The organism is Mycobacterium shunyiense (assembly GCF_058270035.1).
The window spans coordinates 81644-103409 of record NZ_JBZDPT010000011.1 but is presented as its reverse complement, the minus strand read 5'-3'; the positions used below and the strand labels follow the sequence as shown (position 1 = coordinate 103409).

Annotated in this window: 23 protein-coding genes; 16 read left to right on the top strand and 7 right to left on the bottom strand. The window is 68.3% G+C overall.

Annotation, left to right across the window (positions count from 1 at the left end; genetic code table 11):
- The first annotated feature begins 15 nt into the window (after window positions 1-15).
- The 3 genes from AC4ELS_RS09275 to AC4ELS_RS09265 all read left to right on the top strand — a co-directional run bounded on the left by AC4ELS_RS09275 (window position 16) and on the right by AC4ELS_RS09265 (window position 2912).
- On the top strand, window positions 16-978 hold the full coding sequence (locus AC4ELS_RS09275; RefSeq protein ID WP_499047010.1) for a class I SAM-dependent methyltransferase: 963 nt from the start codon (window positions 16-18) through the stop codon (window positions 976-978).
- Between the two features lie 9 nt (window positions 979-987).
- Window positions 988-2148 (top strand): THUMP-like domain-containing protein, encoded by a 1161-nt coding sequence (locus AC4ELS_RS09270; protein ID WP_064960718.1) that lies wholly within the window; start codon window positions 988-990, stop codon window positions 2146-2148.
- 74 nt (window positions 2149-2222) lie between these two features.
- Complete coding sequence (locus AC4ELS_RS09265; protein ID WP_088305396.1) at window positions 2223-2912, top strand: esterase; 690 nt, start codon at window positions 2223-2225, stop codon at window positions 2910-2912.
- A gap of 7 nt (window positions 2913-2919) precedes the next feature.
- Here AC4ELS_RS09265 and AC4ELS_RS09260 read toward each other — a convergent pair whose 3' ends face one another.
- Window positions 2920-4203, bottom strand: a complete 1284-nt coding sequence (locus AC4ELS_RS09260) for a BamB-related PQQ repeat family beta-propellar protein (protein WP_448446949.1) — start codon at window positions 4201-4203, stop codon at window positions 2920-2922.
- A 122-nt stretch (window positions 4204-4325) separates the two neighbouring features.
- Here AC4ELS_RS09260 and AC4ELS_RS09255 point away from each other — a divergent pair, with 122 nt between their 5' ends.
- Window positions 4326-5069, top strand: a complete 744-nt coding sequence (locus AC4ELS_RS09255) for an acyltransferase (protein WP_029111445.1) — start codon at window positions 4326-4328, stop codon at window positions 5067-5069.
- Between the two features lie 6 nt (window positions 5070-5075).
- Here the strand turns inward: AC4ELS_RS09255 and AC4ELS_RS09250 are convergent, their stop codons facing one another.
- The 6 genes from AC4ELS_RS09250 to AC4ELS_RS09225 form a co-directional block, all read right to left on the bottom strand.
- Window positions 5076-5681 (bottom strand): hypothetical protein, encoded by a 606-nt coding sequence (locus AC4ELS_RS09250; protein WP_448446947.1) that lies wholly within the window; start codon window positions 5679-5681, stop codon window positions 5076-5078.
- Between the two features lie 63 nt (window positions 5682-5744).
- On the bottom strand, window positions 5745-6503 hold the full coding sequence (locus tag AC4ELS_RS09245) for an ArsR/SmtB family transcription factor (RefSeq protein WP_448446945.1): 759 nt from the start codon (window positions 6501-6503) through the stop codon (window positions 5745-5747).
- Window positions 6496-7878 carry an MFS transporter gene (locus AC4ELS_RS09240; RefSeq protein WP_448446943.1) on the bottom strand — a complete coding sequence of 461 codons (1383 nt, stop codon included), beginning with the start codon at window positions 7876-7878 and terminating at the stop codon, window positions 6496-6498. Before AC4ELS_RS09240 ends, AC4ELS_RS09245 begins: the two co-directional genes overlap by 8 nt.
- Window positions 7879-7918: 40 nt before the next feature.
- The gene (locus AC4ELS_RS09235; protein WP_064881965.1) at window positions 7919-9160 is read right to left on the bottom strand and encodes a glycosyltransferase family 4 protein; all 1242 of its coding nucleotides are present in this window, start codon (window positions 9158-9160) and stop codon (window positions 7919-7921) included.
- A 91-nt stretch (window positions 9161-9251) separates the two neighbouring features.
- Window positions 9252-10829 carry a 1,4-alpha-glucan branching protein domain-containing protein gene (locus tag AC4ELS_RS09230; RefSeq protein ID WP_499046853.1) on the bottom strand — a complete coding sequence of 526 codons (1578 nt, stop codon included), beginning with the start codon at window positions 10827-10829 and terminating at the stop codon, window positions 9252-9254.
- Window positions 10826-11599 (bottom strand): class I SAM-dependent methyltransferase, encoded by a 774-nt coding sequence (locus AC4ELS_RS09225; RefSeq protein ID WP_499046851.1) that lies wholly within the window; start codon window positions 11597-11599, stop codon window positions 10826-10828. The genes AC4ELS_RS09230 and AC4ELS_RS09225 overlap by 4 nt, the downstream gene beginning before the upstream one ends.
- Window positions 11600-11827: 228 nt before the next feature.
- Here AC4ELS_RS09225 and AC4ELS_RS09220 point away from each other — a divergent pair, with 228 nt between their 5' ends.
- From AC4ELS_RS09220 to AC4ELS_RS09165, 12 genes are all read left to right on the top strand, one after another.
- The gene (locus AC4ELS_RS09220) at window positions 11828-12619 is read left to right on the top strand and encodes an electron transfer flavoprotein subunit beta/FixA family protein (RefSeq protein WP_055112679.1); all 792 of its coding nucleotides are present in this window, start codon (window positions 11828-11830) and stop codon (window positions 12617-12619) included.
- A 22-nt stretch (window positions 12620-12641) separates the two neighbouring features.
- Window positions 12642-13598 carry an electron transfer flavoprotein subunit alpha/FixB family protein gene (locus tag AC4ELS_RS09215; protein ID WP_064881960.1) on the top strand — a complete coding sequence of 319 codons (957 nt, stop codon included), beginning with the start codon at window positions 12642-12644 and terminating at the stop codon, window positions 13596-13598.
- Between the two features lie 288 nt (window positions 13599-13886).
- On the top strand, window positions 13887-14630 hold the full coding sequence (locus AC4ELS_RS09210; protein WP_064881957.1) for an SDR family oxidoreductase: 744 nt from the start codon (window positions 13887-13889) through the stop codon (window positions 14628-14630).
- 1 nt (window position 14631) lies between these two features.
- Window positions 14632-15042 (top strand): cupin domain-containing protein, encoded by a 411-nt coding sequence (locus tag AC4ELS_RS09205; protein WP_064881955.1) that lies wholly within the window; start codon window positions 14632-14634, stop codon window positions 15040-15042.
- Window positions 15042-15701 carry a nitroreductase gene (locus tag AC4ELS_RS09200; protein WP_499046849.1) on the top strand — a complete coding sequence of 220 codons (660 nt, stop codon included), beginning with the start codon at window positions 15042-15044 and terminating at the stop codon, window positions 15699-15701. Before AC4ELS_RS09205 ends, AC4ELS_RS09200 begins: the two co-directional genes overlap by 1 nt.
- Window positions 15702-15787: 86 nt before the next feature.
- On the top strand, window positions 15788-16636 hold the full coding sequence (locus AC4ELS_RS09195; RefSeq protein WP_064881951.1) for a GNAT family N-acetyltransferase: 849 nt from the start codon (window positions 15788-15790) through the stop codon (window positions 16634-16636).
- Entirely contained in the window at window positions 16633-17475 is an 843-nt protein-coding gene (locus AC4ELS_RS09190) for a lysophospholipid acyltransferase family protein (protein ID WP_064881949.1), read from the top strand. The genes AC4ELS_RS09195 and AC4ELS_RS09190 overlap by 4 nt, the downstream gene beginning before the upstream one ends.
- A 47-nt stretch (window positions 17476-17522) precedes the next feature.
- Entirely contained in the window at window positions 17523-18737 is a 1215-nt protein-coding gene (locus AC4ELS_RS09185) for a cysteine desulfurase family protein (RefSeq protein WP_498883024.1), read from the top strand.
- Entirely contained in the window at window positions 18734-19804 is a 1071-nt protein-coding gene (mnmA, locus tag AC4ELS_RS09180) for a tRNA 2-thiouridine(34) synthase MnmA (protein ID WP_498883022.1), read from the top strand. The genes AC4ELS_RS09185 and mnmA overlap by 4 nt, the downstream gene beginning before the upstream one ends.
- Window positions 19801-20811, top strand: coding sequence for a uroporphyrinogen decarboxylase/cobalamine-independent methonine synthase family protein (locus AC4ELS_RS09175; RefSeq protein ID WP_064960711.1), 1011 nt, complete (start codon window positions 19801-19803; stop codon window positions 20809-20811). Before mnmA ends, AC4ELS_RS09175 begins: the two co-directional genes overlap by 4 nt.
- Before the next feature lie 69 nt (window positions 20812-20880).
- The gene (locus AC4ELS_RS09170) at window positions 20881-21375 is read left to right on the top strand and encodes an SRPBCC family protein (RefSeq protein ID WP_499046846.1); all 495 of its coding nucleotides are present in this window, start codon (window positions 20881-20883) and stop codon (window positions 21373-21375) included.
- Window positions 21372-21695, top strand: a complete 324-nt coding sequence (locus AC4ELS_RS09165) for an ArsR/SmtB family transcription factor (RefSeq protein WP_499046844.1) — start codon at window positions 21372-21374, stop codon at window positions 21693-21695. The genes AC4ELS_RS09170 and AC4ELS_RS09165 overlap by 4 nt, the downstream gene beginning before the upstream one ends.
- Window positions 21696-21766: the final 71 nt, after the last annotated feature.

Sequence of the window (21766 nt, the reverse complement as noted above, 5' to 3'; positions counted from 1 at the left end):
GCCGATATTGCCGGCATGCCGACTCCTAACCCGCACGCCACGGCCGAGCAGGTCGAAGCCGCGATGCACGACAGCAAGCTCGCGCAGGTGCTCTACCACGACTGGGAAGCCGAAACCTACGACGAGAAGTGGTCGATCTCCTACGACCAGCGGTGTATCGACTATGCCCGTGGCCGGTTCGATGCCATCGTGCCCGAGGCCGAGCAGCGTGAGCTGCCGTATGACCGGGCCCTCGAGCTGGGCTGCGGTACCGGGTTCTTCCTGCTCAACCTGGTCCAGTCCGGGGTGGCGCGCCGCGGTTCGGTCACCGACCTGTCCCCGGGCATGGTCAAGGTTGCGACCCGCAACGGTCAGTCACTCGGCCTGGACATCGACGGGCGCGTCGCCGACGCCGAGGGCATCCCGTACGAGGACAACACCTTCGACCTGGTGGTCGGGCACGCCGTGCTGCATCACATCCCTGATGTCGAACTCTCGCTGCGCGAGGTGGTCCGGGTGCTCAAGCCCGGCGGCCGTTTCGTGTTCGCCGGTGAGCCCACCACGGTCGGCAACAAGTACGCGCGTGAGCTGTCGACCTTGACCTGGCACGCCACCACCAACCTGACCAAGCTGCCGTGGCTGAGCGAATGGCGGCGCCCGCAGGCCGAACTTGACGAGTCCTCCCGCGCCGCGGCGTTGGAAGCAGTCGTCGACCTGCACACGTTCGACCCGGCCGATCTGGAGCGGATGGCCTCGAACGCCGGCGCTGTCGAAGTTCGTACCGCCAGCGAGGAATTCACCGCGGCGATGCTCGGCTGGCCGGTCCGCACCTTCGAGGCCGCGGTGCCGCCGGGGCGTCTGGGCTGGGGCTGGGCCAAGTTCGCGTTCAACAGCTGGACCACGCTGAGCTGGGTCGACTCCAACGTCTGGCGCCGCGTGGTGCCCAAGGGCTGGTTCTACAACGTGATGGTCACCGGGGTTAAGCCGACAGTAGATTGAGGCCGCCCGCTGTTTGATATCGGAGCCGTCGCATATCTGCGCTCGGAGGCGGGGGAGCAGGCCCTGGGTGAGGTGGCCGAGCGCCGCCTCACCGGAGCCAGCCTGGTCAGTGACATCGCCTCTGTCCGAGCGCAGTTCGGTGACCACGCGGCGGTGCTCGTGGAAACCGTGCAGCTGCGCAGGCGTGCGCAGGCCAAGTTCACCGACCCGGACCGGTGGTTGTTCACCGACGAAGCACTGCAACAGGCCACGGCCGCACCCGTTGCCGTCCACCGGGCTCGAAGGCTGACCGGCGCCCGGGTTCATGACGCCACCTGTTCGATTGGCAGTGAGCTTGTGGCACTGCGTGATTGCGCAGCGCAGCTGCTCGGAAGCGACCTCGATCCGGTGCGGTTGGCGATGGCCGCGCACAACGCCGAAGGCGTCGACCTCTGCCGCGCCGACGCGCTGGTGCCCGTCACCCACGACACGGTGGTGATCATCGACCCGGCCCGCCGCGCCGGCGGACGGCGCCGTTTCGACCCGCGGGCCTACACCCCGGCGCTCGATGCGGTCCTGGACGTTTACGCCGGCCGGGACCTGGTGGTGAAGTGCGCTCCGGGAATCGATTTCGACGAGCTCACCAAGATGGGCTTCACCGGGGAGATCGAGGTGACCTCGGTGGGCGGCAGCGTACGGGAGGCCTGCCTGTGGTCACCCGGGCTGACCGCGCCCGGGGTGCGGAGGCGGGCCAGCATGCTCGAGACCGGTGAGGAGCTCACCGACGCCCAACCGGACGACTGTCCCGTCGCCGAGGCAGGCCGCTGGATCGTCGACCCCGATGGTGCGGTCGTGCGCGCGGGGTTGGTGCGCCATTACGCGGCCCGGCACGGCCTGTGGCAGCTCGACCCCGACATCGCCTACCTGTCCGGTGACGAGTTGCCCGCCGGGGTACGAGGTTTCGAGGTCCTGGAACAGCTGCAATTCCAGGAACGTCGGCTCCGGTCCGCACTGGCGGCACGGTCGGTAGGAGCGCTGGAAATCCTGATCCGCGGGGTGGACATCGACCCCGACGTGCTCCGGAAGCGGATGCGGTTGCGTGGCACCGAGCGCCTGGCGGTGGTGATCGCCCGCCTCGGCTCCGGAGCGGCCAGTCGGGCAACGGCATTCATTTGTCGCCCGTCTCGATGACTGGCACGTACCCTGAACGAAACACGCCGGTGGATCCACCGGTGTGAGTTGATCGCCTGCGAGGACGACTGACGATGCGAATTTCCCATGTGACAGCGCTGCTGGCGGCCGGTGCGCTGCTCGGCTGGCTCGGCATGCCCGTGGCGGCTGCGCAGTCGGCCTGTGTCGACCTCGGCGGCACCGTCGACGGTGACCAGACCTGTCAGGTGCACACCGCCAACGCCACCTACACACTGGATTACACGTTCCCGGTCGACTATCCCGATCAACAGGCCGTCGCCGGATACCTGATCCAGACCCGTGACGGTTTCGTCAACGTCTCGGGCATGCCCGGCTCACGCGATCAGCCCTACGTCCTGGACGCCAAGGGCACCGCGTACAGCTCGGGGACCCCACCGCACACCCAGAGCCTGGTGTTCGAGGTCTATCAGAACGTCGGCGGCGCCCACCCACAGACCTGGTACAAGACGTTCAACTACAACGTGGCCACTCGGGCGCCGATCACCTTCGACACCTTGTTCAAGCCGGGATCCAAGCCGCTGGACGTCATCTTCCCGATCGTGCAGCGCGAACTACAGAAGCAGTCCGGCGTCGAACAGGCCATCACGCCGGCCGTCGGCCTGGACCCCGCGCACTATCAGAACTTCGCGATCACCGACGATTCGGTGATCTTCTTCTTCGGCCAGGGCGAACTGCTGCCCGAGGCCGCCGGCGCCAGCCAGGCCAACGTCCCGCGCTCAGCGGTGGCGGCGCTGCTGGCCTGAGCGCCGATCAGGCCGGCGCGAACCCGTACACCTGACCGTCACTGGTGGCGGTGACGATCCGGTGGTCGTGCCCGATCGACACGCCGACCGGCCAGCCCGTGGCCTCGGGCACGGGATAACTGTTGAGGGTGTGCCCGTCGCCGGTGTCGAACACCAACAGCGTCTGGCCGTGTCCGCCCTCCCGGGCCACCGTGTAACCCACCCCGTCCGCGCGGCTCGACGTGGTCAGCGGAACGACGTCGTCACGCGTCCAGGCCGCCTCGCCGTGATCGCCGGCGTCTCGCACCGCGGTCAGCTTGGCCTCCGGCCCGCCGCCGGCAACGATCAGTCCGTCCGGTGACACCGAAGGCGGGGTCTGCGCCAGATAGCTCAGCGGCACCGACCATTTGGCGGAGCCGTCGGCGGAGTTGAGCGCCCACAGCTTCTGGTCACGGCCGTTGACGTACACCGTCGAGCCGTCGGCCGACAGCACCGGGCTGGCCAGCGGCCCGCGGTCCACGGCGGTGCTCGTCCATTCCTGCGTCAGCAATGTCTTCTCGCCGGGGTGGTAGCGCAAACCCATCAGCACGGGCGCCTCGGCGCCGGGCTGCCACACACTGAGCACCACGAGGCCGGCCTCATGCGAGAACGCCGGTGCGGCCGCCACCGGGCAGCGGGACCGGGCCGGTTGGCAATCGCCGAGACCGCGCTGCGAATCAGTCGGGTCCACACCGGAGACCAGGTCCAGCGGCGTGCCCTCGACCGTGCCGCGATGCCCGTCGAACACCAGCACCTGACCCAGATGGGTGACCACCAGCAGCTGGCCGTCATCGAGAAGCCTGGGCGTGGTCGGCATGCCAATCACCGGCTGGCGCCAGCGGATCCACTGGGTAGGAGGGAAGGACAAGATGGTGCCGGGCTGGCCGACGTAGACGTTGTCGAACCCGTCGAACAGGGGACTGGACCAGCCACCGCCGAGGACCAGTCGCGTACACCAGCGCTGGCGGGCGTTGTTGTCGGCCTCCCACACCATCAACGAACAACCACCGGCGGTCTGCGCGTTCACGGCCAGGCGGCCATCCGAACTCAGCGCCACCTGGGCCGCCAGCTCACCCTTGACGGACCGGCTCCACTCCAGCCGGAGCGCTTCGGGACCACGAGATCGGATGTAGCTGCTGTTGGCGGCGTCTCCGTACTGTGCTGACCACCCCTGTGCGGCCTTTGCGTCCACCCATGAATCGGTGTTCTCGCAACCGGCGAGCAGGCCCGTGAGCAGCACCGCGACCGCCAGTGCAAGGTATCGCCGGAACACGATGTCCTTTCGTCGCCGAACACGCAGGGCGCGCGTAATTGTGACCCAGGTGAGGGTAACGCGACTGCGTAGCGGCGCAGGACCCGGAAGCCGTCGGAAGTGCTCAAGTAGGCTGTCCGGCCATGACGACGATGTGGGGCGCCCCGATTCACAAACGCTGGCGGGGCTCCCGGCTACGTGATCCGCGCCAGGCCGATTTCCTGACGAAAGCGTCGCTGAAATGGGTCATCGACAACCGCGCGTACACGCCGTGGTACCTGGTGCGGTACTGGCGGCTGTTGAAGTTCAAGCTGGCCAACCCGCACATCATCACCCGCGGCATGGTGTTTCTCGGCAAGGGTGTGGAGATCCAGTGCACCCCGGAACTCGCGCAGATGGAGATCGGTCGCTGGGTCCACATCGGCGACAAGAACACGATCCGCTGCCACGAAGGTTCGCTGCGTATCGGCGACAAGGTCGTGCTGGGCCGCGACAACGTGATCAACACCTACCTCGACATCGAGCTCGGCGACTCCGCGCTGATGGCCGACTGGTGCTACGTGTGCGACTTCGACCACAAGATGGACAACATCGACATGCCGATCAAGGACCAGGGCATCATCAAGGGCCCGGTGCGCATCGGACCGGACACCTGGATCGCCGCAAAGGTCACCATCCTGCGCAACACCTCGGTGGGTCGCGGATGCGTGCTGGGTGCCCACGCCGTGGTCAAGGGTGAGATCCCGGATTACTCGATTGCCGTGGGTGCCCCGGCCAAGGTGGTCAAGAACCGCAAGCTGGACTGGGAGACGTCGGCCGCCGAGCGTGCCGAACTCGCCGCCGCACTGGCCGACATCGAGCGTAAGAAGGCCGCCAACAGCAACTGAGGCGGCTCACGCCCCGTTGCACACCCCGGAGTCGCGGATCACGTTCCCGTAGACATTGGCCGTGGCGACGTTGGCGTTGATGACGCCGGACGGCTGCTGCTTGGCGATCTTGTCGCTGATCTGGGTCAGCTGGTACCACAGGTGATAGATCGAGTCACCGTTGTACAGCGGTGAATACTGGCTCTGGTCTGGGTAATTGGTGATGTACAGGGTGTGGGCGCGGGGATCCAGGAAAGCCGCCGACTGGTCGACGTTGGCCCTCACGGCGTCGCCGGCAGCCTGCACACCGGGCGCGGTCCAATAATCGTGCTGCCCGCCCAGGAAATTCTGGAAACCTACGATCTGCGTCATCAAAGTGCCGTACTGGGCGTTGAACCACTGGCAGGAGTCGCGCTGGGCGTCGATCTGCTCGGGAGTGACGCGGACCTGCCACAGGTTGTACGGGAACACCGTGTAGTTCGGCGCCCAGTCCGAGGGATGGGGCGCGAAGGCGGGCAGGCTGGGCGTGGCGCCGCTGGGTTCGCCGGCTGCCGGCGCCGCCAGACCGAGTGAGAGAGCTGCACCGACGAGTGCAGCGCAAGCCTTGCGTAGGTGTCTCCGGGTGGGGGTCACGGCTCGATTGTGCTTGGTGGACACCGCGACCGACAGGGGTTCGGCGATTCTCGAACGCGTGCGTCAACCCGTCCAGTCGATGTCGAATTGTTTGCTCAGGGCAGCGCGGCCGGAGCCGGTCACGGTGAGTGCGCGGTGACGCGGTGTGCGACGCAGCCAGTCCGCGGCCAGGAAATTATCCAGAAGCGCGCGGCCCAGCCCGCCGGCGACATGGTGACGCTGTTCGGTCCAATCGACGCAATAACGCACCAATGGCCTTGGGCCGGTGGGAAGTTCGACGCCCATCTGCCGCAACAGGTCACGGCCGTCGTCGGTGAGCTGGTAATCCACGTCGTGGCCGGGGCTGCTCAACCGGTCGGTGCCACCGGGGTGAAACCACCCGTCCCCTCCGGCGAGCACGCCCCGCTCCAACAGACTGCCCATGAGCTGCACACCGAGCCGGCCGGCGATGTGGTCGTAACAGGTGCGGGCCGAGCGTAGCCGCGCCGCGCGGGTCCCTTCCCGCAGCGAGGTGACCGGACGGGCCGGTGCCAGCCGGCCGAGCTGCTCGATGAGCGCGCCGACCTCGGGACTGGCCAACCGGTAATACCGATGCCGTCCCTGGGTGCGAACGGTAAGCAGGCCGGCGTCGGTCAACTTCGCGAGATGACTGCTGGCCGTGGGACGGCTGATGCCGGCTTCCTCGGCCAGCACACCGGCCGGAAGGGCACGGCCGTCGTCGAGCGCGAGCAGCACCTTGCAACGGGCCGGGTCGGCCAGCAGCGCGGCCACCGCGGCGATGTCCACCTCGGTTGCTCCGGCCAACTCCTGCGCCTCACGCATGGCAGGACTCCTTCCCGATGGCGACCGTGGGCGCCGGTGTGTGCCGCGTCAGCCGCAGGGCCAGCACCGCACCCGCCAACTGGCACAGCGCACCGAGCAACAGCGCGGTGCGCACACCCGCGGCGCCGCCGACGACGGTCATGGCACTACCCAACACCGCGACACCGACAGTGATACCCAGCAGCCGGGACAGATTCACCACGCCCGCGGCCAGACCTGCCCGCCGCACCGGGATCGCGGCCATGGCCAGTGTCACCGCCGGGCCGGTGTTGAGGGCCAGCCCGGCACCGGCCAGCACGAAGGACAGTTCCAGCCATCCGATCGCGGCGTGCGGCCCCGCTGCGGCGTACAGCAGTGAACCCGTCGCCATCAACACCAGTCCGGCCGCCATCGGAAGACGTGGGCCGGTGCGGCGGGCCAGTGCGTTGACCGCGGGTATCAGCGCCAGGTAGACGAGCGCCATCGGCAGGAACCACGCCGCGGTCTCCAACGCACTGAAGCCGCGGAGTTGTTGGAAGGCAAAGCTGTTCACCAGCAGCAGCCCGTAGATGCCGAACGTCATGGTGAAGGTCGCCAGCAGGGCGCCCACCAGTCGGCGGCCGGCGAACAGATCCAGCGGGAGCATCGGGTGTGGGTTGCGCCGCTGGGTGGCCAGGAACCCGCCGACCGCGGCCAGGGCGATCGCGGCGACCGCGACCGTCTGCGGCCAGCGCCAGTCATGCCCCTCGACCAGGACCAGAGTTGCCGCCCCGAGCGCCACCACGGCCAGGAGCTGGCCCGACAGATCGATGCGCGCGGCGTTCGGATCATGGGAATCGGGCAGATGCGTGACACTGGCGGCCAACGCCAGCGCACAGACCGGCACGTTGACCCAGAAGATCCAGCGCCAACCTACGGTTTCGGCCAGCGCTCCGCCCAGCAGTGGACCCAGCGCGGTGCTGCTCGCCGCGGCCATCGCCCACGCCGCGGTGGCGCGGGCCCGGCCGCGGGAGTCCGGAAACGCCGCGGCGGCGATGGCCAGGCCCTGCGGCAGCATCATGGCCGCACCGGCTCCCTGCGCCGCCCGCGCCAGCACGAGCCAGGTCAGTGACGGAGCCAGCGCGCAGGCCGCCGAGGCTGTGGCGAAGGTGATCAGTCCGATGCGGAGCATGCAGCGCCGGCTGAACCGGTCACCGAGGGAGCCCGCGGTGAGCAGGAACGCTGCGAATGTCACGTTGTAGGCGTCGATGGTCCATTGCGCGCCGGTCATCCCGCCGCCCAGGTCACCGCCGATGGCGGGCAGCGCCAGGTTGACTGCGTTGGCGTCGACCAGGCCGATGAACAGCCCGAGATACGCCGCGATCAGCGTGAGGACGGCAGATCGTTGTGGTGCCATATCCGCACGCTAGGTGCGGATTGATTCGATGCCGGTCGAATCAGCGGTCGGGGAGCGCGTGCTCGACGATCGGCCGACGCGGATGCGGTTCGCGTTCGGCGCGTTTGGCGGCCAGATAGACCTGGCTGGTCTCGGCGGCCACGGTGTGCCAGTCGAAGTCGGCGCTGAGCCGCTCGCGTGCGGCAATCGCCCGGTGCTGCGCGGCCTCGGGATCGTCGAGTACCGCGCGGACCGCTGCGGCCAACCCCACCACATCCCTTGGCGCGAAGGACATTCCGGTCTGGCCGTCGATCACCGCTTCGCCCAGCCCGCCGACGTTGGAGGTCACCAGCGGGGTGCCGGTGGCCGCGGCCTCCAGCGCCACGATGCCGAACGGCTCGTAGTGGCTGGGCAGCACGGCGGCGTCGGCCGCCTGCAGGGCCTGCAGCAATTCCTCGTGGCCGAGCCGTCCGACGAAGCGCGTCGCCTTGAGCACCTTGTGCTTTCGGGCCTGCTCCACGAGCCACTGCTGCTGGGTGCCGTCACCGGCGATGGTCAGTGTGGTGCCCGGATGTGCGCGGCGGATGCGGGGGAGGGCGGCAATCGCGTCGTGCACACCCTTCTCGTATTCAAGGCGGCCGAGGTAGAGCAGCTCGGGTGGACCCTGACGGGGGCGGCGGGGCGCAAACGGCCAGAGGTCGGCGTCGATCCCGTTGCGGATAACCCGGATCTCGGACAGCTCGGGTCCGAACAGCTCGGAGATCTCGTCGCTCATCGACGCCGAACATGTGATCAGCGAATCGGATTCGCGCACGAGCCAGGATTCCACCGCGTGCACCTGGCGGCTGATCGGCCCGGATACCCACCCGGAGTGCCGGCCGGCCTCGGTGGCGTGGATCGTGGAAACCAGTGGTACATCGAAATATTCGGCCAGAGCGATGGCGGGATGGGCGACCAGCCAGTCGTGGGCGTGCACGAGGTCGGGTACCCAGCGGTCGCCCGAATAGTCTTTGACGGCAAGGCCGGTGCGCACCATCGCATGCCCCATGGCGAGGGTCCAGGCCATCATGTCCGTACCGAACTCGAACTCGTGCGGGTCCTGTGCGGCGGCGACCACCCGCACGCCCTCACTGAGCTCGTCGGTCGACGGGTGGGTGCTCGGGTCGGTGTCGGTGGGCCTGCGGCTGAGCACCACGACCTCGTGACCGGCTTCGGCCAGCGCGGTGGCCAGGTGGTGCACATGCCGGCCCAGACCGCCGACGACGACGGGCGGGTATTCCCATGACACCATCAGGATCTTCATGACTGCGTGCCTTCGTGCCGGTGCGAGCGTGCGCACAATGCTGAGGTTTGGCGGGGTGTCGAGCGGCAGACACGCACGCTCGAGCTGGTGGTCATTTTGGCAGACGCCGGGCGTCGAGGGCGCCGAACAGGCCGTCGGCCTTGTTCCAGCCGTCGGCGAGGCGCTCGGCATGGTCGCGACGACCCGAGGCCAGAGCGTCCGAGATCTCGCGGGTCGCGTGGGCGTGCAGGTGAGCGCGGTAGCGCGCGTACTCGGCCGCCGAATCCTTGCTCACCATGAACGGCCAGTCGCTGGAGACCGTCAACAGGGTCTCCCGCAGGATCTGATCGGCCACCCGGTCACGCGCGGTGGGTGCACCGACCGCGGCGTGCTGGGTGAGCGCCTTGTCGACGGTGCTCAGGGCGCCGTCGACCACCTCGCTGTTGAGTTGCACCAGATCGGCCACCTTCTCGCCGTTCCAGACCTGCCAGTTCTTGCCCGAACCCCAAGAGCTGGGCGGCAATTCGACCGGAGCGCCGACGAAACCCTGGGCCTTGGCGTCGGCGAGGGTGCCCACCCGGACGCCGGCCTCGGGCAGGGCCCGCAGTACCCGGCCCAGCCACTCCGGACCCTCGTACCACCAGTGCCCGAACAGTTCGGTGTCGAACGCGGCCACCACGTGTGTCGGCCGGCCGAGCCGTTCGCTCTCGCTGATCAGGCGGCGGCGGACCACCCCGACGAAGTCGGCGACGTGCTCGTCGATCGCCCGGTCGGCGCGCTGCGGATCGTAGGGCGCCTTCTCCTCGGACGGGACGTTGCGACCGGTCACCCGGGAGGGTTTGAGGCCCGTGGTGTGGTCGTAGGTGTGGAAATCGCGGTAGGCGGCGTGACCGGGATACCCCGACTTGGGCGACCACACCCGGTAGCTGACCTGCAGGTCGCGGCCGAACGCCACCACGTCGGACTCGCCGACGGGCCGGCCCAGCGCGGTGTCGCCGTGCAGGGACGGACCGTCCACCATGAAATGGCCGACACCGGCTGCGGCGTAACCGGTTTCCATGCCGGGCGCGTACGCACACTCCGGCGCCCAGATGCCGGCGGGGGTGTGCCCGAAGCGCTGCTGCGCGTCGGCCAGGCCTTCGCGTAGCGCGAACTCGCGCAGCCGCGGGTTGAGCAGCGGCTGGAACGGGTGCGAGAGCGGGCCGCCGAGCAGTTCGATGGTCTCGGCGTCGATCAGTTGGCGCAACAGTCCGCTGGCGCCGTGCCGCCAATGGGTGGTGAATTCCTCGATGGCCGCGCCGGCCTCGGCGTACTCGCGAATCCCGAACTGCCGCAAACCTTCTGGCTCGCGCAGCGTCGTCGCCTCCTGGGCGCGCAGCTGCCAGTTGGACAGCCAGTGATGCATCCCGGTGAGGCAGTAAGGGTCATCGAGCTGGGCGGTGACCACCGGCGTCATACCGAGGGTGAGCAGGTGGCTGCGGTCCTCGGCGGCCAGGCCGCGCAGCACCCGCATCAACGGCAGGTATGCCGCCGCCCAGGACTGATACAGCCACTCCTCGCCGACCGGCCACCGTCCGTGATGGGCCAGCCAGGGGAGGTGGGTGTGGAGGACGAGCGTGAACAGGCCCGGAGCCGGGTCGCCGGCGACATTTGGCCGGGGTACCGGTTCGGGGTCGGGATTCGAGGTCACGGCCGCACCGCGATTGCCACCAGATCGAGGCTGTCGTCAATGTTGCGCTCGTCGGCGGAGGTCAGGTCGAAATCGTCGATGCTCACCGCCGCGACGTCGGCGAGCAGTTGCTCGGGCCACTCCGCGTCGGCCACCGCGCGCTGTACCTGAGCCTCGATGATCGAGCCACCGTGCCGGGCGTCGAGCTCGGCGAGCCCGGCACCGTGAAAGACCCCGAGCATCGACTCGACCGTGAATCCGGCGTCCTGCAGTAGCTCGGTCAACTCGGCGCCGTTGAGTTCACGGGTGTGGAACGGGTTGAGCGGGGTGTCGCGTCCGGGGGAGAAGGTGATGCGGTTGGGAGTGGACACCAGGAAAACGCCGCCCGGGCGCAGCACTCGGAAGCATTCGGAGACGAACTGCGCCTGGTCCCAGAGGTGCTCGATCACCTGGAAGTTCACCACGACGTCCACCGACTCGTCGGCCAGCGGCAGCTCGGCGAGGTTGCCGTGCTTGATGTCGACTCGGGGGTAGCGGGCCCGCACGTGTGCCACGGTCGCCTCGTCGTAATCCAGTGCCACGACTCGGCGAGCCACATCGGCGATCAGATCGGCTCCGTAACCCTCGCCGCAGCCCGCCTCGAGGACCTCGCGATCGACGCACCGCCCGGCCAATCGCTGATACACCACCTCATGTCGGCGAAACCAGTAGTTCTCCTCGGCCAGGCCGGGGATGGTCCGCTCGCCGGTCAGGGGTAGGGCGTGATCCGGATCGCCAACGAATGCGCTCATTGGAAGGCAGGCTAACCCAGGCTTACCCAGGTTGAAGGGTCGGTAGCGATTCGACCAACGGTTCCCTCACCCCGGAGGTGTGGTAGGGGAGGCCGGAATACAAACTCCGACCAGCTATGGTGTTCCTGCGAACCACTAAAAGTTACCGACCGGTAACATGGTGCTAGTTGCTCAGAACGTGATATGAGCCCGGGCCACCGGTCTCATCGAGGAGGACGAACCAGAGTCATGACGAACATCGTGGTCCTGATCAAACAGGTCCCAGACACTTGGTCGGAGCGCAAGCTGTCCGACGGCGATTTCACCCTCGACCGCGAGGCTGCCGACGCCGTGCTCGACGAGATCAACGAGCGCGCCGTGGAAGAGGCGCTGTTGATCAAGGAGCGTGAGGGTGGAGACAGCACCGTCACCGTGCTGACCGCCGGTCCGGAGCGCGCCACCGAGGCGATCCGCAAGGCGCTGTCGATGGGTGCCGACAAGGCTGTGCACCTCAAGGACGACGGCCTGCACGGCTCGGACGTGATCCAGACGGGCTGGGCCCTGGCCCGCGCGCTGGGCACCATCGAGGGCACCGAGCTGGTCATCGCCGGTAACGAGGCCACCGACGGTGTCGGCGGAGCGGTCCCGGCCGTGATCGCCGAGTACCTCGGTCTGCCGCAGCTCACCCACGTGCGCAAGCTGACCGTCGAGGGCGGCAAGGTCACGGCCGAGCGTGAGACCGACGAGGGCGTCTTCAGCCTCGAGGCCTCGCTGCCGGCCGTGGTCAGCGTCAACGAGAAGATCAACGAGCCCCGCTTCCCCTCCTTCAAGGGCATCATGGCCGCGAAGAAGAAGGAAGTCACCGTGCTCACCCTCGCCGAGATCGGCGTGGAAGCCGATGAGGTCGGCGTTGCCAATGCCGGTTCCAAGGTGCTGTCTTCGACCCCGAAGCCGCCGAAGACCGCCGGTGAAAAGGTGACCGACGAAGGCGAAGGCGGCACCAAGATCGCCGAGTACCTGGTCGCGCAAAAGCTGATCTAGCAGAAAGACATAACGAGAACTCATGGCTGAAGTACTTGTGCTCGCTGAGCACTCCGAAGGTGCATTGAAGAAGGTCAGCGCCGAGCTCATCACCGCCGCCCGCGCGCTGGGTGAGCCTGCCGCCGTCGTGGTGGGCAAGCCCGGCACCGCTGCTCCGCTGGTCGACGGCCTGAAGGCCGCCGGCGCGGCCAAGATCTACGTCGCCGAGTCTGACGACGCGGAGAGCTACCTGGTCACCCCCGTCGTCGACGTGCTCGCCGGGCTGGCCGAGTCGGCCGCCCCTGCCGGCGTGATCGTCGCCGCCACCGCAGACGGCAAGGAAATTGCCGCCCGCCTGGCCGCGCGTATCGGCTCGGGCCTGCTCGTCGACGTCGTCGAGGTCCGCGAAGGTGCAGTGGGCGTCCACAGCATCTTCGGTGGTGCCTTCACCGTCGAGGCCCAGGTCACCAGTGACACCCCGGTGATCACGGTGCGCCCGGGTGCCGTCGAGGCCGCCCCGGCCGACGGTGCCGGCGAGGTCGTCAACGTCGAGGTCCCGGCCCAGGCCGAGAACGCGACCAAGATCACCAAGCGCGAGCCCGCCGTCGCCGGCGACCGCCCCGAGCTCACCGAGGCCAGCGTTGTGGTCGCCGGTGGCCGTGGTGTCGGCAGCGCCGAGAGCTTCTCGGTCGTCGAGGAGCTGGCCGACTCGCTGGGCGGTGCCGTGGGTGCCTCCCGTGCCGCGGTCGACTCGGGTTACTACCCGGGTCAGTTCCAGGTCGGCCAGACCGGTAAGACCGTGTCGCCGCAGCTGTACATCGCGCTGGGCATCTCCGGTGCGATCCAGCACCGTGCCGGCATGCAGACGTCGAAGACGATCATCGCGGTGAACAAGGACGAGGAAGCTCCGATCTTCGAGATCGCCGACCTCGGCATCGTCGGTGACCTGTTCAAGGTCAGCCCGCAGCTGACCGAGGCGGTCAAGGCGCGTAAGGGCTAGTTCCCCCAAGCTGTCAACGCAGAACCCCGGTGCACCTGGTGCGCCGGGGTTCTGTGCTGTGTGGGGGCAATGATGTGGCGAAACGGTCTGGCGAAACGGTGTGGCGCAATCGGCGCCCACAACGCGTGCCGAGTGTCACGCTGGAGTGGCGCTCGAGCCCGAGAGCCACTCTCGCGTGACAAGGCGGCGGTGGGCCAGGCGACCGACTACGGACTTTCCAGGGTTTGGATCTCGGCATGCGGTGCCAGTGTTGGTTCTGTCAGCACGCCAGAGAAAAGGATTCGCACAATGAAAATCACAGTCATAGGTGCCAGCGGGCAGATCGGCTCGCGGGTGGTGCGGTTGCTCACCGAAGCCGGACACGACGTGGTCGCGGCCTCCCTTTCGTCGGGCGCCAATGTCCTCACCGGCGAGGGCCTCGCTGAGGCTCTCAGCGGCGCCGACGCACTCGTCGACGTGGTCAACTCGCCCTCGTTCGAGGACGGCCCGGTGCTGGACTTCTTCACGACGTCCTCGCGCAACCTGGTGACCGCCGCGAAGGAGACCGGTGTCGGGCACTACGTGGCGTTGTCGATCGTGGGGACCGACGGACTCCCGGACAGCGGCTACATGCGGGCCAAGGTGGCCCAGGAGAAGAACATCACCGAATCCGGACTGCCGTACTCGATCGTGCGGGCCACGCAGTTCCAGGAGTTCGCCGAGGCCATCACGGGATCGCTGGTGGTGGGTGACGAGGTGCGGGTCCCCGATGCGCGGATCCAGCTGATCTCGGTCGACGACGTCGCCGGTGAGGTCGCGAAAGTCGCTCAGGGCGCTCCGCTCAACGGGATCGTCAACATCGGTGGGCCCGACAAATTCTCGTTCGCCGACATGGCGCGTGCGGTGCTTGCCAAGCAGGGCGACGACAAGCCGGTCGTGGTCGATCCGCAGGCAAAGTACTTCGGTACCGCGGTCGACGACAACAGCCTGGTCACCGGTGACGACGGGATTCTCGGTGAAACCCGTTGGGCCGCATGGAGCGGGGCTCACTGACATGCCTGTGACCGCGGAGCAGGAAAAGGCCCTGCACGATGCGATGACCGTGATCGCCAGCGTGACACCACCGTTCATCCCGCCGAACGCCGAAGTGATGACGACGATCATCGAGTGGCCGGCGGGTTCACCCGGCGCACCGCCGCACCGGCACCCAGCCGGACCTGCCTTCGGCTACGTCCTCGAGGGCGAGATGCTGTTCGAGTTGGAGGGTGAGGCACCGCGCGTGGTCAAGGCGGGGGAGGCCTTCTGGGAGCCCGGCGGTGACGTCATCCACTACTCGGATGCCAACAATCGCGACGACGTTCCACTGCGGTTCCTCGTCAACATGCTGTGTGTGCCCGGCGAACCAATGCTCGTCATCGTCGAGGACGACGAACTCGAGGCCCGCAAGGACCGGCGAGTGCGCTGATGGCCGAGTTCGGAGACGTCGTCCGGTCGCGGCGGTCGTCACGGATGTTCTTGCCGGACAAGCCCGTTCCGCGAGAACTGCTCGACGAGGCACTCGCGCTGGCGATGCGGGCACCGTCGAACTCCAACACGCAGCCCTGGCACGTCTTCTTCGCCACCGGTGAGCAGCGCGTCCGATTGGTCGACGCGCTGCTCACCGCGGTCGATGCGGCCCCGCCGGCGATCGGCTCCGCGGGCCTGCCGCCTCAGTTCGCGCACCGGCGCAGGGAGAGCGGCGCCCTGGTCTACGGAGCCATGGGGATCGCCCGCGACGACGCCGAGGGCCGCTGGGCGGCCCAGCGGCGGAACTGGGAGTTCTTCCACGCCCCGGTCGCCGGGGTGTTCTGCATGCATCGCGATTTCACGAACGTCGACGCGCTCGGCGTCGGGATGTTCCTGCAGACCCTGCTGTTGGCGTTGAACGAACGGGGTATCGGCAGTTGCGTGCAGGTGTCGATCTCGTTCTATCCGGATGTGCTGCGTGAACAACTCGGTATCCCCGACGAGCTGACGGTCCTGTGCGGGGTGTCGATCGGCTATGCCGACCCGGACTTTCCGGCCAACCACCTGGACACACCCCGCGATCCGATCACCGAGAACGTGGTGTTCCTCGACGCCTGATCGCAGCACAAAACGTCACCTGGCGCTCACAGACATGTCATACGGGCGATGCCGTCTGGAGACCCGGCTGGGCGACCGTGCTCGGTATGAGCACTGCATCTGTACTCATCGCCGCTGATCACGCCGACAGTGCGACGCCCGATGCGCCGCGCTACACCCTGCTGTTGTCCGCCGACCCCGACCTCATCGAAGCCGCCCAGCGGCTCCGGCACGACGTGTTCACCTCCGAACCCGGGTTCGCTCTGGCCGGGACCACCGATGGACGTGACGCCGACCGATTCGACGAGCACTGCGACCACCTGCTGGTCCGGGAGGACCGCACCGGCGAGCTGGTGGGTTGCTACCGGATGCTGCCGCCACCGGGCGCCATCGCCGCGGGCGGGCTGTACACCGCCACCGAATTCGATGTACGCGGTCTCGACGCGCTGCGGCCGTCCCTGGTCGAGATGGGCCGCGCCGTGGTGCGCACCGATCACCGCAACGGGGCCGTCGTCCTGCTGATGTGGGCAGGCATCCTGGCCTACCTCGACCGTTCCGGGTACGACTACGTGACCGGCTGCGTATCGGTTCCGGTTGCAGGTAACGCCGACGGGCCGCCCGGAACCCAGATCCGCGGAGTCCGCGACTTCGTGCGGCGCCGCCACGCGGCCCCCGCCGAGCACACCGTGTACCCGTACCGGCCGGTGGTGCTCGACGGCAGAGGACTCGACGACATCGACCCGCCGTCGCGGACCACGGTGCCGCCCCTGATGCGCGGCTATCTGCGGCTCGGTGCGCAGGTATGCGGGGAACCTGCCCACGACCCCGACTTCGGGGTGGGGGATTTCCCGGCCCTACTGGACAAGCGCCGCGCGGACGTCCGCTACCTCAAGCGCCTGCGCTCGGTCTCGGCGGCCGCCGACATGGCCGGCGGGGTGGCCGGGGACGCGTCGTGACCGCCGCGAACGTCCAGCACCCATGGCTGCCCAGGGCGTCGTGTGACTCCAGCTGTGTGCACGTAGACGGTGCGGACGCCGGAAGGCGGCTCGTGGTGTGGGTACGCACCACGGTGCGGGTTGTCATGGCGGTTGTCCTGTTCCCGGGGGCGGTTCTGCTGGCAGTGCCGATGCCCGGACGCTGGCACCTGCAGCGGTTCTACTGTCGGCTGATGCTGCGTTGCTTCGGAGTGCGAATCGCCTTGTCGGGCGGCCCTATTCGTAATCTGCAAGGGGTGCTCGTGGTCACCGGTCACGTGTCCTGGCTGGACATCTTCACGGTCGGGTCGGTGCTGCCCGGCTCCTTCGTGGCGCGTGCGGATCTGGTCGAATGGCCCGCGCTGGGCCGGCTGGCCCGGGTGATGAAGGTGATCCCGATCGACCGGGGCAGCCTGCGCCGGCTGCCCGCGGTGGTCGACACCGTGGCCGAACGTCTGCGGGCCGGACATACCGTGGTGGCCTTCCCGGAGGGCACCACCTGGTGCGGGCTGGCGTACGGACCGTTCCGGCCGGCGATGTTCCAGGCCGCGATCGATGCGGCCCGCCCGGTGCAGCCGCTGCGGCTGGACTACCGTCACCGCGACGGCCGCCCGTCGACGATCCCGGCCTTCGTGGGCGAGGACACCCTGTTGCGGTCGGTGCGGCGGGTCATCACCGCGCGTCGCACGGTGTGCCATGTCCACGTCGGGTCGCTGCAGCTGCCCGGAGAAGACCGGCGGGTGCTGGCCGGACGCTGCGAGGCAGTGGTGCGGGGCCACCAGGAGCTTCCTGGAGCTCCCGCGCACATTCTGGTGGCCTGAGGCGGCTGGAGGGCGGGTCGCCTGCCAGCGGCTATCCTGGAGAGGTTATGAGCTCCTCCGCGGGCAGGCCGGTCTATCTCGATCACGCCGCCACCACCCCGATGCACCCAGCCGCCATCGACGCGATGACGGCTGCGCTGTCGAGTGTGGGCAACGCCTCCTCGCTGCACGGTTCAGGGCGCCTGGCACGGCGCCGGATGGAGGAGGCCCGCGAGACGCTGGCCCGCCTGCTGGGCTGCCGGCCGTCGGAGTTGATCTTCACCGCCGGTGGCACCGAGAGCGACAACCTGGCCGTCAAAGGCATCTACTGGGCCCGCCGCGATGCCGAGCCGAAGCGGCGCCGCATCGTCACGACCGCCGTCGAGCATCATGCGGTTCTCGATGCCGTGCAGTGGCTCGTCGACCATGAGGACGCCGAGGTGACCTGGCTCCCGGTCGACGCCGAGGGCGTCGTCACACCCGAGTCACTGCGCTCGGCGCTCGAGGCCGGTGACGGACCCGCTGACGTTGCGCTGGTCAGCATCATGTGGGCCAACAACGAGGTCGGCACGATCATGCCGATCGCCGAACTGGCTTCCATCGCGGCCGAGTTCGAAATCCCGATGCACAGCGACGCCATTCAGGCCGTCGGCCAGGTCCCCGTCGATTTCGGCGAGACCGGATTGGCGGCCATGAGCGTGGCCGCCCACAAGTTCGGCGGCCCGATGGGCATCGGCGCGCTGGTCCTGCGTCGGGACACCGCCTGCGTGCCGCTGCTGCACGGTGGCGGTCAGGAGCGCGACGTACGCTCCGGGACCCCGGATGTGGCCGGTGCCGTGGCGATGGCCGCGGCGGCCGAGGTGGCGATCGGGGGGCTGTCCGACCACAGCTCGCGGGTGCAGGCGTTGCGGGACAGGCTGATCGAGGGCGTGCTGTCCATGATCGAGGACACCTACCTGAACGGGCCCCGCGGAGCCGGCCGGTTGCCCGCCAACACACACTTCACCTTCCGTGGCTGCGAAGGTGATTCGCTGCTGATGCTGCTCGACGCCAAGGGCGTCGAATGCTCCACCGGCTCGGCGTGTACAGCCGGCGTGGCGCAGCCGTCACATGTTCTGATCGCGATGGGTGCCGACCCGGCCACCGCGCGAGGATCACTGCGGTTCTCCTTGGGGCACACCAGCACCGACGCCGACGTCGATGCGGTGCTGGACGTACTGCCCGCGGCGGTCGAGCGAGCCCGGCAGGCGGCACTGGCCAGTGCGGGGAGGACCTTCTCATGAGAGTCCTGGTCGCAATGAGCGGTGGCGTGGATTCCTCGGTGGCCGCAGCCCGCATGGTCGACGCCGGACACGATGTCGTCGGAGTGCACATGGCGCTCTCGTCGGCGCCCGGCACTTTGCGCACCGGATCGCGGGGATGCTGCTCCAAGGAAGACGCGGGCGATGCCCGCCGGGTGGCAGACATCCTCGACATCCCGTTCTATGTATGGGATTTCGCCGACAGGTTCAAGGATGACGTGATCGACGACTTCGTCGAGTCCTACGCCCGCGGCGAGACCCCCAACCCCTGCGTCCGGTGCAATGAGCGGATCAAGTTCTCCGCGCTGGCGGCCCGCGCCCTGGCTCTCGGTTTCGATGCGGTGGCCACCGGTCACTACGCGCGGCTGGAGGACGGCCGATTGCGGCGCGCCGTCGATGCCGACAAGGACCAGTCCTATGTACTGGGTGTGCTGACGGCCGAGCAGTTGGCACATGCGGTCTTCCCGATCGGTGACACGCCCAAGCCGCAGATCCGGGCCGAGGCCGCCGAGCGCGGCCTGGCAGTCGCGAAAAAGCCTGACAGTCATGACATCTGCTTCATTCCGTCGGGGGACACCCAGGCGTTCCTGGGCGCACGTATCGGCATCAGGCCCGGAGCGGTGCTCGACAACGACGGCACGGTACTCGCCGAACACGAAGGCGTGCACGGTTTCACGATCGGCCAGCGCAAGGGCCTGGGTATTCCGGGACCGGGAGCCGATGGCCGACCGCGGTATGTCACCGCGATCGATGCCGAGACGGGCACGGTGCGGGTCGGACCTGCCGAGGATCTCGAGGTGCGGGAGTTGTTCGGCGACAAGCCGGTATTCACCAGCGGGACCCCGCTGGACGGACCGGTGGAATGCCAGATCCAGGTGCGCGCGCACGGCGGCATCACCGACGCGGTGGCCGAGCTGTGCGACGGCAGGTTGGTGTTGTCCCTGCGGGCGCCGCTGCGCGGCGTCGCTCCCGGGCAGACGGTGGTGCTGTACCGACCCGATGCCGAGGGCGACGAGGTCATCGCCAGCGCGACCATCGCACGCGCGTGAGTGTTTTCGCCACAGCGACCGGTGTCGGTTCCTGGCCGGGGACAGAGGCGCGGACTGCCGCAGAAGTCGTCGTAGGTGAGCTGCACTCCCTGTCGCACCTCGTAGAGCTGCCGGCCAGGGGGATCGGTGCCGATCTGATCGGTCGGGCCGGGGCCCTGCTGGTCGACATCGGTATCGACACCGTGCCGCGCGGGTACCGCATCGCCCCGGGGCGTAGCGCTGCGCTGCGCCGAGCGGTGAGCCTGCTCGGTGAGGACATCGACGCGCTCGAGGAAGCGTGGGAGCGCGCCGGACTGCGGGGTAGTGGGCGTGCGGTGAAGGTGCAGGCTTCGGGCCCGATCACGCTGGCGGCTCAGCTGGAGCTGCCCAACGGACATCGCGCCATCACCGATCACGGTGCGCTGCGGGACCTTTCGGCGTCCCTCTCCGAGGGTTTGGCGGTTCACCGGGCCGAGGTGGCCCGGCGGTTGGAAACCCCGGTGGTGGTCCAGTTGGACGAGCCGTCACTGCCCGCTGCGCTGGCGGGGCGGCTGTCCGGGGTCACGAGTTTCACCCCCGTGCATCCGGTGGACGAGCCGCTGGCGATGAACCTGCTCGACGCGTGCGTGGCTGCGACCGGGTCGGAAGTCGCGCTGCACAGCTGTGCGCCCGATCTGCCATGGAAGGCGTTGTTGCGCAGTGCTGTTCACGCCGTCTCGGTCGATGTTTCGACCTTGACGCCCGCTGATCTGGACGGAATCGGGGAGTTCGTCGACTCGGGCCGGACCGTGTTGCTCGGGGTGGTGCCCTCGACAGCTCCCGAGGGCAGGCCCTCGGCCGAAGAGGTCGCCAAGGCGGCCGCGGCGCTGACGGACCGACTCGGTTTCGGCAGGCCGGTCCTTCGTGACCGGATCGGCATCACGCCGGCCTGTGGGCTGGCCGGCGCCACCGCGAAGTGGGCGCGCACAGCGGTGGAACTCGCGCAGAAGGCAGCGGATGCCTTCGCCGAAGATCCGGACGCGATCTGAAAAAAGCAACCAAAAGGTTGCGTGTGAGTGCGGATGCTCCTACGCTGAGAAGCAACTGAAAGGTTGCATATGAGTACCGACCGGATCGAAAAGGAAGTTCTGCTCAAGGCGCCGCTGGACCGGGTCTGGCGGGCCATCAGCAATTCGGAGGAGTTCGGCCGCTGGTTCGGCGTGCACTTCGACGGGCCGTTCGTCGCCGGGAAATCGGTCAACGGGGTGATGACCCTGACCGAGGTCGACGAGGATGTCGCCGCGATGCAGGAGCCCTACGCCGGGGAGGCCGACGCCTGGCACATCGTGGCGGTGGAGGCGCCGCACCGGTTGGCTTACCGCTGGCATCCCTACGCCGTCGAACCGGGCTCCCGCGAGCCCGAGGCGCCCACGACGCTCGTGGAGTTCACCTTGACCGAATCCGAGGGCGGCGTGTTGTTGCGCATCGTCGAATCCGGATTCGACGCGATCCCCGAGGCGCGGCGGAGGTCGGCCTTCGAGGCCAACAGCGATGGCTGGGCCCACCAGACCGAGATGGTGCGGAAATACCTCGCACTCGGTGAGCCGGTGTGACGGGCGCCGTCGCCGACCGCGCACCGCTGTTCGATGCGCTCGGCGATCCCAACCGGTTGCGCATCGTCACCCGCCTGTGCGAGGGCGGGCCCTGTTCGACAGTGCAACTGACGCAAGTGATTCCGGTGACGCGTCAGGCCGCGACCAAGCACTTGCTGCTGCTGGAGGCGGTGGGATTGGTGACCAGCGACCGCATGGGCCGCGAACGCATCTGGCGGATCCAGCCCGAGCCGCTGGTGCAGGCCAGCGACTACCTGACAGCGCTGTCGCAGCGCTGGGACGGCGCGATCGACCGCCTGCGGGCCTACGTCGAGGAGTAGCGAACGTCTCGCACGCCCGTTGTCACGCCAGCGTGGCTGTCGATGCCGAGTGCCACTCTGGCGTGACAAAG